This is a genomic window from Clostridium sp. MCC353 (genome assembly GCF_018785315.1).
Lineage (GTDB): Bacteria > Bacillota > Clostridia > Lachnospirales > Lachnospiraceae > CHH4-2.
This window is the reverse complement of sequence record NZ_WQPN01000033.1, coordinates 1-15,391: the sequence shown is the minus strand read 5'-3', so window position 1 is coordinate 15,391 and position 15,391 is coordinate 1. Positions and strand designations below refer to the sequence as shown.

The 15,391-nt window shown below is 46.9% G+C and carries 10 protein-coding genes; 9 read left to right on the top strand and 1 reads right to left on the bottom strand.

Annotated features, from left to right (window positions below; all coding sequences use genetic code 11):
• Positions 1-4: 4 nt before the first annotated feature.
• The 6 genes from gltA (at position 5) to GPL15_RS08070 (ending at position 6,958) form a co-directional block, all read left to right on the top strand.
• Positions 5-1,390 carry an NADPH-dependent glutamate synthase gene (gltA, locus tag GPL15_RS08095; protein ID WP_215697799.1) on the top strand — a complete coding sequence of 462 codons (1,386 nt, stop codon included), beginning with the start codon at positions 5-7 and terminating at the stop codon, positions 1,388-1,390.
• A 174-nt stretch (positions 1,391-1,564) separates the two neighbouring features.
• A complete protein-coding gene (locus tag GPL15_RS08090; protein WP_215697797.1) occupies positions 1,565-2,920 on the top strand; it encodes an MATE family efflux transporter in 1,356 nt (451 codons plus the stop codon).
• 152 nt (positions 2,921-3,072) lie between these two features.
• A complete protein-coding gene (locus tag GPL15_RS08085; protein WP_215697796.1) occupies positions 3,073-4,461 on the top strand; it encodes an MATE family efflux transporter in 1,389 nt (462 codons plus the stop codon).
• Complete coding sequence (locus GPL15_RS08080) at positions 4,458-5,108, top strand: HAD family phosphatase (RefSeq protein WP_215697794.1); 651 nt, start codon at positions 4,458-4,460, stop codon at positions 5,106-5,108. The genes GPL15_RS08085 and GPL15_RS08080 overlap by 4 nt, the downstream gene beginning before the upstream one ends.
• 93 nt (positions 5,109-5,201) lie before the next feature.
• A complete protein-coding gene (locus GPL15_RS08075; protein ID WP_103229197.1) occupies positions 5,202-5,894 on the top strand; it encodes a hypothetical protein in 693 nt (230 codons plus the stop codon).
• A 53-nt stretch (positions 5,895-5,947) separates the two neighbouring features.
• Positions 5,948-6,958, top strand: a complete 1,011-nt coding sequence (locus GPL15_RS08070) for a GGGtGRT protein (RefSeq protein WP_215697792.1) — start codon at positions 5,948-5,950, stop codon at positions 6,956-6,958.
• A 121-nt stretch (positions 6,959-7,079) separates the two neighbouring features.
• Here GPL15_RS08070 and GPL15_RS08065 read toward each other — a convergent pair whose 3' ends face one another.
• Positions 7,080-7,466 carry a desulfoferrodoxin family protein gene (locus tag GPL15_RS08065; RefSeq protein ID WP_215697790.1) on the bottom strand — a complete coding sequence of 129 codons (387 nt, stop codon included), beginning with the start codon at positions 7,464-7,466 and terminating at the stop codon, positions 7,080-7,082.
• 343 nt (positions 7,467-7,809) lie between these two features.
• Here GPL15_RS08065 and GPL15_RS08060 point away from each other — a divergent pair, with 343 nt between their 5' ends.
• From GPL15_RS08060 to GPL15_RS08050, 3 genes are all read left to right on the top strand, one after another.
• On the top strand, positions 7,810-9,075 hold the full coding sequence (locus GPL15_RS08060) for a BTAD domain-containing putative transcriptional regulator (protein WP_215697788.1): 1,266 nt from the start codon (positions 7,810-7,812) through the stop codon (positions 9,073-9,075).
• A 207-nt stretch (positions 9,076-9,282) separates the two neighbouring features.
• Positions 9,283-9,765: a hypothetical protein gene (locus GPL15_RS27340; RefSeq protein WP_252198198.1), complete on the top strand. Its 483-nt coding sequence runs from the start codon at positions 9,283-9,285 to the stop codon at positions 9,763-9,765.
• Between the two features lie 24 nt (positions 9,766-9,789).
• The coding region (locus GPL15_RS08050; RefSeq protein WP_215697786.1) for an InlB B-repeat-containing protein at positions 9,790-15,391 on the top strand (5,602 nt) is incomplete at its 3' end.

The window sequence follows — 15,391 nt, the reverse complement described above, 5'->3', positions numbered from 1 at the left end:
TGTCATGGACGTTATGAAAAAAGTGCCTGTCAGAGAACAGGATCCAAAAGTAAGAGCAACGAACTTTGAAGAGGTTTGTTTAGGATATAATAAAGAAGAAGCGATGGCAGAGGCAAGCCGCTGCCTGAAATGCAAGAATGCCAAATGTATGGGCGGATGCCCGGTATCCATTAATATTCCGGGATTTATTAAGGAAGTGGAAGCAGGTAACTTTGAAGAAGCGGCTAAGGTGATCGCGGAATCTTCCGCTCTTCCGGCAGTCTGCGGCCGTGTATGCCCTCAGGAAAGCCAGTGTGAAGGCGTCTGCATCCGCGGTATTAAAGGGGAGCCGATTTCAATCGGTAAACTGGAGAGATTTGTGGCGGACTGGTCCAGAGAGAATGGATTTGTACCTGCTGCACCGGAAAAGACCAATGGAAAGAAAGTTGCGGTAATCGGTTCCGGCCCCGCAGGCCTTACCTGTGCCGGCGACCTTGCCAAGATGGGATATGAGGTGACGATTTTTGAAGCACTTCACGAGCCGGGCGGAGTTTTAATCTATGGTATCCCTGAATTCCGTCTTCCAAAATCAACAGTTGTTAAGACAGAAGTTGAAAATGTGAAGAAACTGGGCGTTAAGATCGAAACAGATGTGATTATCGGAAAGTCTGTAACCATCGATGAGCTGTTAGAGGAAGAGGGATTTGAGGCCATTTTCATCGGATCAGGCGCCGGACTTCCAAAATTCATGGGAATACCGGGAGAGAATGCCAACGGAGTATTTTCAGCCAATGAGTATCTGACAAGGAATAACCTGATGAAGGCATTCCGTGATGATTATGATACCCCGATCGTGGCAGGAAAGAAAGTGGCTGTTGTGGGCGGCGGAAACGTGGCTATGGATGCAGCCAGAACTGCCCTTCGTCTGGGTGCGGAAGTACATGTTGTTTACAGAAGAAGTGAAGCGGAACTTCCGGCCAGAGTGGAGGAAGTTCATCATGCCAAAGAAGAGGGAATCATCTTCAACCTGTTAACCAATCCGGTGGAGATCCTGACAGATGAAAACGGCTGGGTAAACGGCATGGTTGTCAGAAAGATGGAACTGGGCGAACCGGATGCCTCGGGTAGAAGAAGACCGGTGGAGATCGAAGGTTCTGACTATACCATTGAAGTGGACACGGTAATCATGTCCCTCGGAACATCACCCAATCCATTGATTTCCAGCACCACAAAGGGGCTTGACATCAATAAGCGCAAATGCATCGTTGCCGAGACTGAAAACGGAAAAACAACGAAGGAAGGCGTATTCGCAGGCGGAGATGCGGTAACAGGAGCTGCAACCGTAATTCTTGCTATGGAAGCCGGACGCGCAGGCGCCAGAGGCATTCATGAGTATTTATCACAGAAATAATCCAATGGGAACAGGATGTATATGTTTCTGAAAAATTAGGTGGATGGTTAAGAAAAAGAGTGCTACAATATATTTGTAGCACTCTTTTAACATCACGAAGCTTTCGTTTATGATGCAGAGTGCTAATTTAAGGCAGTTCAGCCTGCTATATGGCTATGAAAGGTATTTATTATTATGAAAAAGAATATTGATTTACTGGAGGGGCATATCTTTTCTTCCCTGACGGGTCTTGCGCTGCCGATTATGGCCACTTCTCTGGTTCAGATGGCATATAATCTGACGGATATGGCTTGGATCGGACAAGTAGGATCTAAGGCGGTTGCTGCCGTAGGGGCGGCAGGAATGTACACGTGGCTTTCTCAGGGAGTGGTCGCCATGCCTAAGATGGGAGGCCAGATCAAGATTGCCCATTCTTTGGGGGAAGGGAAACCTGAGGATGCGGCGGAATATGCCAAATGTGCCATACAGATGGGAACTTTGTTCGCGCTCTTATTTGCCCTTATCATGGTGTCCGGGGCAAAACCACTGATCGGTTTTTTTGGTCTGCAGGACGGGAAAACCCTGGCTGACGCTCAGGTCTATCTGAAGATCACCTGCGGCCTTATTTTCTTTCCTTTTATGAACAGCATCTTTACTGGGATACTGACAGCCACCGGGGACAGTAAGACGCCGTTTAAGGCCAATGCCGTAGGTCTTGTGATCAATATGGTGATGGATCCGGTCCTGATTTTTGGTATCGGGCCGTTTCCGAGAATGGAAGTGGCAGGAGCAGCCATTGCAACTGTTCTGGCCCAGATCGTAGTATTTCTCGTTTTCCTGTTGGCAGTCCGCCAGGATACCATAATTTTTAATAGGATAAAATTGTTCGCAAAGCCCAACGGAAGATTTATTGCGACTATCTACCGTCTGGGACTTCCGGCGGCCATACAAAACCTGCTGTACACCAGCATTTCCATGGTATTGACCCGTTTTGTAGCCGGATTTGGAGATTCCGCGGTAGCGGTGCAGAGAGTGGGAGGGCAGATCGAATCCATTTCCTGGATGACCGCGGACGGTTTTGCGGCGGCGATCAATTCCTTTGTGGGCCAGAACTATGGGGGAAAGAAATATGGGAGAGTTAAAAAGGGGTATTTGACTTCGGTGGGGGTTATGTTTGTGTGGGGACTTTTATGTACCGCCCTTTTAGTATTTCTGCCCGGGCCTATCTTTAAAATCTTTATCCGGGAACCGGAGATCATACCGGCCGGAATCGATTATCTGAGGATTATCGGATATTCAGAGATGTTTATGTGCATAGAATTGACTACAGTAGGGGCCTTGTCCGGCTTGGGAAAGACGTATCTGAGTTCAATCATCAGCATAACTCTGACATCGGCCAGAATTCCGCTTGCCATGCTGTTAAGCGCTACGGCGCTTGGGTTAAATGGTATCTGGTGGGCGCTCACAATAAGCAGCGTGACAAAGGGGATCGTATTTTTCTTCTGTTGTCTGTGGATTATGGAAAAATTAACAAAAGGAGAGGCATCATAGTGTAAAAAATAATCCTTATGGCTTATTTTTTACACTCAAATTTGTGTCGGAGCCACAGATTTGAATCGCAGCCGAGAAGCCAAATTCTCAGCGCGTGCCTGCGCAGCGCAAAATTTGCGCATCAAAACGCTCCGGCATGGAGGATTAATAATATGAAAAAAGCACTGACAAAAGAAGAGCGGTATAAACAGATGATTGAAACACCGGTGAAGAAACTGATTCCCCAACTGGCCATACCTACGATTATAAGCATGCTGGTCACTTCTATTTATAATATGGCGGATACGTTCTTTGTGAGCCAGATCGGAACCAGTGCGTCAGGGGCGGTTGGGGTCATGTTTTCAGCCATGGCAATGATCCAGGCCATCGGCTTTACATTGGGAATGGGCAGCGGCAACTATATTTCCAGGTCGCTGGGGAACCGGGATGAGGATACGGCCGGAAGGTCTGCTGCCACCTCATTTTTTACCGCTGCCATTATCGGTGTTCTCATTGCGGTTTTCGGAAGTATTTTTTCGGAACCGATGGTGTATTTTCTTGGAGCGACACCCACCATTGCGCCCTTTGCCCAGCAGTACGCAAGGTATATCCTGTTTGCGGCGCCATTTATGCTGACTTCTTTTGTTATGAACAATATCCTGAGGGCTCAGGGGAATGCTTTTTTCGCCATGCTGGGAATCACCACAGGCGGTATTTTAAACATGATTTTAGATCCGCTTTTGATCTTTGGATTTAATATGGGAATATCGGGGGCCGCCATCGCTACCATGATGAGCCAGATGATCAGTTTCGCCATCCTGCTGTATCAGTGCAACTTCCAGGAAGGCTGCATTAAAATCCAAATCAGCAAATTCACCCCTACCCTTAAAATGTATGGTGAAATCCTTCATGCAGGGCTTCCGTCTTTCTGCAGACAGGGGCTTGCAAGTGTGGCCACAGTTGTGTTAAACTATGCGGCGGGACCTTACGGGGACGCGGCGATTGCGGCTATGTCCATTGTTACCAGATTCATGATGTTTGTAAACTCCAGCCTGATCGGTTTTGGCCAGGGATTCCAGCCGGTCTGCGGCTTCAACTTCGGTGCGAGACGCTATGACAGGGTACTGGAGGCGTTCTGGTTCTGCGTAAAGGTCGCTGTCACGATGCTCACCTGCTTTGGTATTGTGGCATTTATATTCAGCAGGCCGATTATCACATCTTTCCGAAGGGAAGATTTAAAAGTAATTGAGATAGGCACGCTGGCACTCAGGCTTCAGCTTCTCACCATGCCGTTCCAGGCTGGGGTTATTATGGTTAATATGCTGACCCAGTCCATTGGATACGGTTTCCGGGCATCTTTGGTGGCTATGGGGAGACAGGGATTGTTCCTGATCCCGTCCCTGATCATTCTTCCGGAAATCTTTGGGATTCTGGGACTTCAGATGGCGCAGCCCATTGCTGACCTTCTGACCTTTGTGCTGGCATTCGTGATTGTCGTCGGCATTTTGAAGGAGCTTGGACAGTTAAGAGCAGAGTATAATTTGAGTGGAGAACAGAAATGAAGCGAGCAGTAATTTTTGATATGGACGGCGTTATAATTGACAGCGAGATCATTTATCTGAATTATCAATTGGAATATGCGAAGACAAAGAATCCGGATGTGGAATTAAAGGATCTCTATCCTATGGTGGGGAGAACGGCGAAAGACGCCTGGATGGTATTGGAACGAGCGATACATAATGGACAGAGCTGGGAAGAACTGAGACAGGAATACCGGGAGAACTGGAATGTATACAATACGGTTGATTATAAAAGCATTTTCCGTCAGGAGCTGGTTCCGGTGCTGGAGCGGCTGAAAGCGGAAGGCTATAAACTGGCGGTTGCCTCCTCTACCGGGCTTGAGCTGGTGGAGCATGTGTTGGAAACAAATGGAATCCGGAAATATTTTGAAGAAGTGATCAGTGGAAATATGTTTAAGAGGAGCAAACCGGATCCTGAGATTTACTGTTTTACAGCCGGGAAACTGGGGGTAGAGGTGGAGGAATGCCTGGTTTTAGAGGATTCCACCGTAGGGATAACGGCGGCCCACAGGGCGGGGATGACCGTTGCGGCCCTGATTGACGACCGCTTTGGATTTGACAGAAGTCTGGCTGATTATGAAATCGTTGAGATTCCGCAAATCTTTGAGATATTGGAAAAAATAGCTTGAAATAATTGTTGTTTTATGAGAGAATAAAACCAAGTATGATGTGATAAAATTAACAAAGTACTCAATTTATTACTATTCGAAAGGAGTTTTACAATGATTTATTCACACGAAGTAGAAAATATGTGCCCAGTAGCACAGGGCGTTCATCATGGCGCTGCTCCGATTCCAGAAGAAGCAAAATGGGTCAAATCGAAAGAAGTAAAAGATATTTCAGGTTTAACACACGGTGTGGGCTGGTGTGCACCTCAGCAGGGCGCTTGTAAGTTAACCCTTAACGTTAAAGAAGGTATTATTCAGGAAGCATTAGTTGAGACAATCGGCTGTTCCGGTATGACTCATTCAGCAGCTATGGCAGCGGAAATCCTTCCTGGCTTAACCGTATTAGAAGCATTGAACACAGACCTTGTATGTGACGCGATCAACACTGCTATGAGAGAATTATTCTTACAGATCGCTTACGGAAGAACACAGAGCGCATTCTCCGAAGACGGACTTCCTATCGGAGCAGGCCTGGAAGACTTAGGAAAGGGCTTACGTTCCCAGGTTGGTACCATGTACGGAACCTTAAAGAAAGGTCCTCGTTATCTTGAGATGGCAGAAGGCTATGTAACAGGTATCGCTCTTGATGCGGATGATCAGATCATTGGTTATCAGTTTGTAAGTCTTGGAAAGATGACAGACTTTATCAAGAAAGGTGATGATCCTACAACTGCTTACGAAAAAGCAAAAGGCCAGTACGGCCGTGTTGCAGATGCGGTTAAGATCATCGATCCACGTGTAGAATAGTCGTGTAAAGCGGATTTAAAATACATAGTCAAATAATGTAGGAGGACAAGTTAATGGCTTTATTTGAATCATATGAGAGACGTATCAAACAAATCAATGAAGTATTAAACAGCTATGGAATCGCATCCATTGAAGAAGCTGAGAAGATCACAAAGGATGCCGGTTTAGATGTATATAAGATGGTAGAAGGCATTCAGCCAATCTGTTTTGAAAATGCAAAGTGGGCTTACACCGTAGGCGCGGCAATCGCAATCAAGAAAGACTGCAGAAGAGCAGCAGACGCGGCCGCTGCAATCGGTGAAGGACTTCAGTCATTCTGTATCCCAGGTTCTGTTGCAGATCAGCGTAAAGTTGGTTTAGGACATGGAAACTTAGGAAAGATGCTTCTGGAAGAAGCAACAGACTGCTTCTGCTTCTTAGCAGGCCATGAATCTTTTGCGGCTGCAGAGGGCGCAATCGGTATCGCTGAGAAAGCGAACAAAGTTCGTCAGAAACCGTTAAGAGTTATTTTGAACGGTTTAGGAAAAGACGCTGCTCAGATCATTTCCAGAATCAACGGATTTACCTATGTTGAGACAGAGATGGATTACTATACAGGCGAAGTGAAAGAACTCTGGAGAAAATCCTACTCAGACGGTTTAAGAGCCAAAGTTAACTGCTACGGCGCTAACGATGTTACGGAAGGCGTTGCCATCATGTGGAAGGAAGGCGTTGACGTTTCCATCACAGGCAACTCCACCAACCCAACACGTTTCCAGCATCCGGTTGCAGGTACATACAAGAAAGAATGTATGGAAAAAGGCAAAAAGTACTTCTCAGTTGCTTCCGGCGGCGGTACAGGACGTACCCTTCATCCTGACAACATGGCAGCAGGCCCGGCTTCTTATGGTATGACAGATACTATGGGACGTATGCATTCTGACGCTCAGTTCGCAGGTTCTTCTTCCGTTCCGGCTCATGTTGAGATGATGGGTCTGATCGGCGCTGGTAATAACCCGATGGTTGGTATGACTGTGGCAGTTGCGGTTAGCATTGAGGAAGCGGCTAAGGCTGGAAAGTTCTAAGATCAACAGAGAAAAACAAATGTATACTAAAAATACACAGACGAATCCCCCAGAGAGTATCAACTCCCAGGGGGATTCTTTTTTCTTATTAAGCAGAGCAACCTACCCTCTGAATCTAAACCTACAAATCCGCTTCCCAAATCCCATGTTCATTACAATACGCATAGACCGCAGAAATCTTTTCCCCATCGGACAACAGGAATTCAACAACCGGGTCTTTGCCGATTTCCAGCTTTTTCCGGTAAACTCCTTTATTGGTGTAAACGGCAACCCATCCGATATGATGTCCGTCCTGCATGGGATGGAAAACGCTGCCCACCAATACGGTTGCCACATTTCCTTCTACTTTGACCTGAGGGATGTGCTTTTCAGCAGCTCCCTCACTTTTCTTGGGATTTATTTCCTTTAATTTGCCGCCGCAGCATTCAATAGGGGCTTTTTCTCCTTCAACCAGTTCTACAATGCTCTTACATTCTTCACACATATAAAATCTGCCTTTTTTGTCCATAAAAGTCCGTCCTCCTGTCTTCTTAATGATTTACGGATACAAAATTGATAATGATACATCTTAATCTCATTTAGTATCTGCATATATGATTTGATTATACACACCTGCCAATCAGCTTTTTAAGGAAGAATGGAGTGAAAATGCAGTGAATATATCAAAATGTCGTTGTTGTGCGATAATTTCATATTAATATGAAATGTGTCATAAAAAAATGATTTTTATAAAATTATGTGATATACTGTCCTATGGAAAAAGATTGCGTTTGGCAGGATTCTTACATAATTAAAGATGAAGAGATTTGTGGGAGAGGACATTCCTTTTGGAAAAGGAATGATGAAGAGTTATGGAAAATGATGTATCGGTGATAAAACAGGGCTGTTTGAATGTGAATATGATGGGAGGTTTTTCTCTGCTGTTTGATGAAAAACCGCTGACGCTGGCATGCAATATCAATAATAAAAGCATTCACCTTTTAAGCGCCCTGCTATATTATGGAGATGAGGGGATTGCCAGAAATAAGCTGTTGGCAATGTTATATGGAAGGGAAGAAAAAACGAATCCGGCCAATAGTTTAAGAGCGGTTATTTTCAGGCTAAGGAAACTGCTGGCGGAATCAGGGCTGCCTGAGGATGAATACATACGGTATCAAAACGGCGTTTATTACTGGAAACCCGATCATATTACCACGGTGGTTGACGCGGTGTGTTTTGAACGATCGGCCGAAGAAGCTTTAAATCAAGAGGAAAGGCGATTGGATCAGCTTGTTTCGGTCTGCAAACGGTACTGCGGGGAATTTCTTCCTCTAATGGCGGCTGAGGAGTGGGTGGCCGTCATAAGCGTGCGCTATCAGGAACTGTATTTTTCCTGTCTGAGGGAAGCTTGTTCCCAGTTAAAGGCACGTGGAGAGTATGAAGAGATGCTGGAATTATGTACCAGGGCGGCTCAAATATATCCTTTTGAGGAATGGCAGCTTCTTCAAATAGACTGTCTGATGGCCCTGAAACGGTACAAAGAGGCCCTGGGTATTTATGAATATGCTACGAATATGATGTTTAAAGAATTGGGGCTGCCGCCTTCTGAGAAAATGCTGGCCAGATTCCGGGCCATGTGCGGCCAGATCCATTATGACGCAGGAGCGATTATGGATGTTAAGGGCAGCCTGAAGGAAAAGGAATCAAAGTCTGGAGCTTATTACTGCGGCTATCCCAGCTTTATTGACAGCTACCGGCTGATCGTCAGGATGACGGAGCGCAGCGGCCAGTCCGTTTATCTGATGCTTTGTACGCTGACTGATAAAAAGGGGATTCCTCTGGATCATGACGATGAGGGCCTTATACAGGTGGTTGAGAACCTGTACAGGGCTATCGGGCGTTCCCTGCGGAGGGGGGATCTTTACACAAGATACAGCCCGAATCAATTTCTCATACTGCTCACAGGGCTCTGCATAGAAGCCTGCTCCATCATAACGGATCGGATTGACCGGCAGTTTGAGATGATATACAGCGGCCGGAAAGTGGAAATCCGCTACTACGTGACCTCGGCGGCCGATATGGATTCCCAAGAAAGCCAGGCCCAGTTGGCTGATTTTCATTCGGGGTGGGAAGATTAGAGCTGACCGGCAGAATATGGATTGGGAGAAGGCAGGAAAAAGGAAGAGACAGTTTAATCGTTATCCAGGAAGACAGGACGTTCAATTCGAACGTCCTTTTTATTACGAAAAATTAAAATTATTTCATTAAACATTAAGGAAGTAACGCTTGGAGTAACACCCATAATGATAAAATAAATCCATAGGATGCAGAAGGAGGCAGAGTGGATGGTAAAAAGTCAAATTCATGTATCCGCTCCCAATTTATTGTGCATCTGTATTGATAAAGCGGGTGGAGGCAGATATGTGGGACGGATGTATGACAAGTATTCGAAACAGCCTTTTTTATTTGAAGAGCTGGGCCAGCTTGTAAACAGAATGGAGTATTTGTTCGACCGCATCGGGTATCCCCAGGCGTCAACCGCAGTGAGGCATTTTGCAAAAGATAAAACAAACCGGATTCAGAAGAAAGAAGGGATGATGCAGGTGCTGAAAACAGAGGACATTATCAGCCAGTCGGGAAGCAGGGCCACATTTGTGGTTCATGTACAATACCGTCAGAATGCGACCTGGCAGGGGAATATTATGTGGGCTGAAACCCAGCAGTGTTCCAGCTTCAGAAGTGCTCTGGAATTACTAAAACTGATTGACGGAGCGCTGAACGTCAAAACAAAGGATGGTGACAGGTCAGTAAAGGAAAAAATGCTTTAAATTCAGCAAAATAGGAGGAAAGACATGGAAAAGGGTAAAAAACGAAAAACGCCGGCAAACCTGTTTCAGAGAAAAAGAATCATTTCATTTATCTTATCATTTCTGATGGTTTTCGGCAATGTGGCCAATCAAGCATCGATTGTATATGCGGCCGAGGCGGTGCAGGGGTTAAAGCGCACGCCGGATTCAATCTTTATATTAGACCGGGATGAGATTCAGGAGGCGGCTTTAGCGGCGATTGAAGACGGCGAGGAATTTGATCCGTCGGCGCTGCTGTTTACAGAGGGGACGAAATCGAGCCTGTCTTCTAAGTATAAAAAACTGTTTGGAGGCAGCGGAAGTACGGTCTATGAATTTGATTCGAATTACAGCGGAGATAAGATAGCCGACGGCACCGGTCTCAGGACATTTGTGAGAGTGGACGGAGACAAAAAGGAGATCATTTTCCTTTTTGCAAACTATTCCATTGAAGATAAGAATGTTCAGATCAATGTGAATGGTTATGCCTCGGATGTGATCACTGTTGAGAGCGCAACGGAACGTGTTGCAGGTGAAGCGGACATCGTTGATAAAGAGGAAGAGACAAAGCCGGAGGAAACCGAGCCGGAAGTGACTTTGCCGGAAGAATCAACGGAAAGCCAGCCTCAGGGACCGGGGGAAACCGGTACGGAGGAGACGACACAGCCGTCTGAAACAACAGAAGGCGTACAGATACCGGATACGGAAGAAACATCAGCAGAAGAGACTTCTCCTGAAACGGAATCAACGGAACATGTAACGGAACCGGAGACAACACCGGAAGAAACAACAGCAAAAGAGAGTTCAGCGGAAGAGGCTGCTGCAGAAGAGACTACCACAGCGGCAGTTTCGGAAGAAAGCCCGTCGGAATCGGCAGAGGAAGAAACCGAAGCTGAAATTCCGGAAGAAGTTACGACGGAAACAGCTGAAGAAACGGAAGCGGCCCAAGAGACAGAAGCTGCGGAAGAAACAGAGGATGCGGCAGCTTCATTGGAAGACAATGTGGCAGTGGAACCGGAAGGTGAAATGGTGGCAATGTCCGTTCATCGCGTTCCGAGAGTAGCAGCTTCTCTGGAAACCATGATGGAACCGGCAGAAGAAAAAACGGAAGAAGAGGAAAGCAGCCGGAAGCAGGATTCGGCAGTAAGTGAATCGGCGTCTGCGGAACCGACGGCAGCAGAACCGGAGGCTGCGGAACCGGTTATAACCGAACCGGTGGAACCATCGGCAGCAGAACCGACAAAAGCAGAATCAGCAATAGAATCAGCGGCAGAACCAACAACCGCATTACCAGAAGAAACCGACGCTGCAGCGGACCCTGTGGAAACGCCGGCCGAACCGGAAACGGAAACCATCATCTCAGTCGATGATCCAAGTTCCGCAGAACCGGAAGAAACTACGGCATCATCAGAAGAACCCACAGACGCAGATATTACAGACGCAGACATTATAGACGCAGATATATTAGATGAAGACATTCAGGATGAAGAAGCGGCGGCAGTTTATGGATCATTAAAAGGCGGCAAAGTATACGGTCTGGTGGAACTGGATGAAACCTATACGGCCAGGGCGTTTGTGATCAGTCTCGAACGTTTGATGGAGCAGACGGCTTCTGAGGATGAACTTTTACCGGAAGAAGCGCTGATTCCTGAAACTCCGGCTGTTTTGGAACCGGAAGAAGATACTGTGATCGAAACGGAAGTTACCGGAGAGGACATTTCCATCCGGATCGAGATTCCCGCGGAACTGGGAATTGAAGTGGATCATGCGGTAGCAGAACCGGTGGACACAGAGCCGTTATGGCATCTGGTGGAAGCGGCAGGATCTGAAGAAATGCGGCTTCAGGATATGAAGGCATATGACATTGTGCTGTATGATGCGGACGGAAATGAGATTCATGAACTGGATGGCAAAGTCAATGTTATTTTTGAAGGGCTGGAAGCGGAGCTGGCAGACAGCCAAGACGTTAAAGTCTATTATCTCCAGCCGTTGAGAGCTGCCAGATTCATGAGCAGCGCAGGAATGTCCGGATTGACGGAGATGCAGGATTCGGGAATCGACGGAGAGGGCAGTGTTGCATTCCGTACCGATCATTTTTCAACTTATGTTGTGACTTTCTGGAATTGGGGCAGCAGAGATGTTGAATTAAACCTCATCACCAAAGATGTACAGACCGGCGGCCAGATCGGAAATGAACTGGACAGAGATTTTGAAGATTACTACCGGGGAGCCGGTCTCCATATTTCCATGGAAGAACTTGCCGGTAAAGTGATGGATGAAGATGACCTGCTGGAAAATTATGATTATAAAGGAACTTTGCTCACCGGCACATACAGCGCAGACAGCAAGCGGGTAGCGGAGATTCACGTGTCTTATTCCGGAAAGGTTGAATACAGGTACTCCGGTGAAAGCAAATGGAGAGAGCTGTCAGGAAAGAACTTATATCTGTGGTTTGAAAAGCAGCAGACCAAGATCACCTTCCATTCAAACGACGGCGATAAAGATACATATAAACTGGGCGTGGACGGCGATACCATAACTATGCCGGATCTGGAAACCACAGGGTTTGAAAATGGCAGCCGCCAGTTCCTCGGCTGGTCATCTGAACGCGGCGGACAGGAAACTCTGCTGCAGCCGGGCGAAGCAATCCAGTCGGCTGCTGCCTCCAATGATTATTATGCCATTTGGTCTTATACGGCATCATTTAAGGCCAACGGAGGAACCGGAAACGATCTTTATGTTCAGGCTGGCCAGGACGGAACCGTTGTACTGCCGGAACTTGATGAAACTGGATTTGAAAATGGAAGACGTCAATTCCTTGGATGGTCCTTATCATCCGGAAACCGCAGTAATTTACTGCTTCCCGGCGCTTCCGTGGCCTTGGAGCGGGATACGGTTTATTATGCGGTCTGGACTTATGAAGCTGTCTTCAGTGCCAATGGAGGCAGAGGGGATGACTTCTGCCTGGCAGAAAATTCCGACGGTAAATTCATCATGCCCGATCAGCAGGCAGCAGGCTTTACCAATGGAGAGAAGACATTAATCGGATGGTCTAAGAGCCGTACCGACAGAACCAATCAGTTCCTCCCAGGCCAGGAAGTGAAGGCCAGCGACAGCAGATTTTATGCAGTATGGTCTTATAATGTGGTGTTCAATGCAAATACAGGAAGCGGTTCCAAGACCTTTGAAAAGGCCATGGAAAATGGAAAGCTGGTAATGCCGGCCCAGGAAGAAACTTCCTTTACCAATGGGGACAGGGCATTACTTGGATGGTCGTTAAGGCCAGCCAGCCGGGATAACCTGATATTGCCGGGAGCTGTTATAAGCGTTAACAACGACACGACCTATTATGCCGTTTGGTCTTATCAGGCTGTTTTCTATCCCAATAAGAATGAAGGCGGATATCTGGAAGATGAAAGCCTGGCGCATATACTTCCTATTTCTTCCAACGGTACGGTAGAACTTCCTTCTGCATCGGCCATTGGTTTGAAAAACCGAAATGACAAAAAGATATTCGCAGGCTGGGTTGTGGGAAGCGCATCGGCAACCGATGTATTCGGACCGGAAATCACTTATTCCGGACTGAAAAAAGATACTTATTTCTATGCAAGGTGGATTGATACGGAAGCCCAGGGCTCCGTGAAAGCCCAGTATTACGTGCGTAAAGACGGAGTGATCCAGGCGGAGCCGTCTCAATACCAGGAAAAGGATTATTTCCCGAAATCGCCGGGTATGGCCGGAACTATTAAAAATGCGATGAGGGTAAACAATGATTTCGATGCCGTGGAAGCGAACCTGGGTAAGATTCCTACGGATGCCACCATTCAGGCAGCGGCTGAAAAGGCCGGGTACAGTTTTGATCCGGAAACCCAGTATGTGAGATGGTACGTGATCAAGTGGTCCAGCAACGCATGGCATGTGGACGGAGTCGTCCAGGAAAAATCCAAATATTCGGTTATTTATCATCCGAATAAAGGAACTGATTACTTCCCGGATATCGTACAGTATGATGCGGGAGAAACGGTTACGGTTGATTACAGCAAACTTCCTGTCAGAGACGGCTATGAATTTACCGGCTGGGACAGAAATCCGGACAGCAGTTACCCTGAATACCCGCTGCCGGAAGAAGGGCAGAGAGCGCCGGTATTTGTAATGCCGGAAGAAGACGTGGATCTGTATGCGATCTGGAAGCCATCCAATAATACGCGGATTACAGTGGAACACTATTGGCAGAAGGCCGACGCGGACCAGGCGGCATCAGCAGACGATTTCGAATACTATGAGAGCATACCTGCATACGCAACCACAGGTGAAACCGTTTATGACAAGGAATATAAAATGGATTACCTGGGATTCACCTATCAGGAAGGAATTGTGGACGGCAGAAGTTCCGAGACCGTAGAAGCGGACGGCTCGACCGTATTAAAGCTCTATTATACGAGAAACAGCAATACGCAGTACCGGGTTGAACATTACATTCAGGATCTGGATGCCGATACCTACAGTTTAGAAGAAGGGACCACAGGAACCGGAATCACAGGAAGAACCGCAGAGTATGAGCCGAATACCTATCCGGGATTTGAGTATAACGAAGACGCTACAAAGTTCTATTCCCGTAAAGGGTCGAATGACAGCGAAGTGAACAGCCCTGTAATCCTGGCAGACGGAAGTCTGGTCATCAAGCTGTATTATACAAGAAAAGCAGCTATCGGATATACGGTTGAATATTATTACCAGCAGGACGGTATTTACCCGGAAACCACAAGTTATAAAGATCTGTCAAGGAGTGGTGTTTTCGGTGAAACCGTAGCGGTAACAGCAGCCGATAAGATCCCTGTATTGGATAAATACGTTTATGATGAAGATGCAGCCAACATCACCGCCGGAACCATTGGTGAAGCAGGCCTGGTATTAAAACTTTATTTTAAACGGACATTTACGGTTACCTATAAACCGGGAACTTATGGAATATTTGAAAATGACGTCCACAGTGATATCCCTTACGGAGATTCCACACCGGAATTTGGCGGAAACTTAGAGGGAAGGCCCGGATACAGATTTGAAAGATGGGATCCTGCCGTTGAGCCAACTGTGGAAAGCGACGCAGTTTATACAGCCATTTGGAGCCCGGAATCTGTGAAATACCATGTGGAATATTTCTATCAGAAACAGGGAACTTATTCCCAGACAGCCGATGATAAATCCGAAGACCGGTTTGCCCTTACAAACACCCCTGTAAAGGTGGCTGACGAAGATCTGGTTCCGGCTAAGACCGGATATGCATTTGATGAGAATGCCGATAACTTGAATATTTTGGAAGGCACGGTCGCCGGAGACGGAAGCCTGGTGCTGAAAGTATACTTTAAACAGCAGTTCACCGTAACCTACGAACCGGGAACCCAGGGAACCTTTAAGGCAGAAACCACAGAAAACCTGGATTACAATGCAGCGACCCCTGAGTTTACGGGAACCGCAGCAGGAAACGCCGGATACACCTTCGCAGGCTGGGAGCCTGAGGTTGCGGATACGGTAACGAAAGATGCCGTATATGTGGCCCAGTGGACAGCCGATGAAGATACAGAGTATAAGGTAGAGTACTACTATGAAA

Coding starts and splice junctions, on each gene's coding strand:
- gltA (WP_215697799.1), top strand. CDS start 5: ATGGACGTTATGAAAAAAGTGCCTGTCAGAGAACAGGATCCAAAAGTA.
- GPL15_RS08090 (WP_215697797.1), top strand. CDS start 1,565: ATGAAAAAGAATATTGATTTACTGGAGGGGCATATCTTTTCTTCCCTG.
- GPL15_RS08085 (WP_215697796.1), top strand. CDS start 3,073: ATGAAAAAAGCACTGACAAAAGAAGAGCGGTATAAACAGATGATTGAA.
- GPL15_RS08080 (WP_215697794.1), top strand. CDS start 4,458: ATGAAGCGAGCAGTAATTTTTGATATGGACGGCGTTATAATTGACAGC.
- GPL15_RS08075 (WP_103229197.1), top strand. CDS start 5,202: ATGATTTATTCACACGAAGTAGAAAATATGTGCCCAGTAGCACAGGGC.
- GPL15_RS08070 (WP_215697792.1), top strand. CDS start 5,948: ATGGCTTTATTTGAATCATATGAGAGACGTATCAAACAAATCAATGAA.
- GPL15_RS08065 (WP_215697790.1), bottom strand. CDS start 7,466: ATGGACAAAAAAGGCAGATTTTATATGTGTGAAGAATGTAAGAGCATT.
- GPL15_RS08060 (WP_215697788.1), top strand. CDS start 7,810: ATGGAAAATGATGTATCGGTGATAAAACAGGGCTGTTTGAATGTGAAT.
- GPL15_RS27340 (WP_252198198.1), top strand. CDS start 9,283: ATGGTAAAAAGTCAAATTCATGTATCCGCTCCCAATTTATTGTGCATC.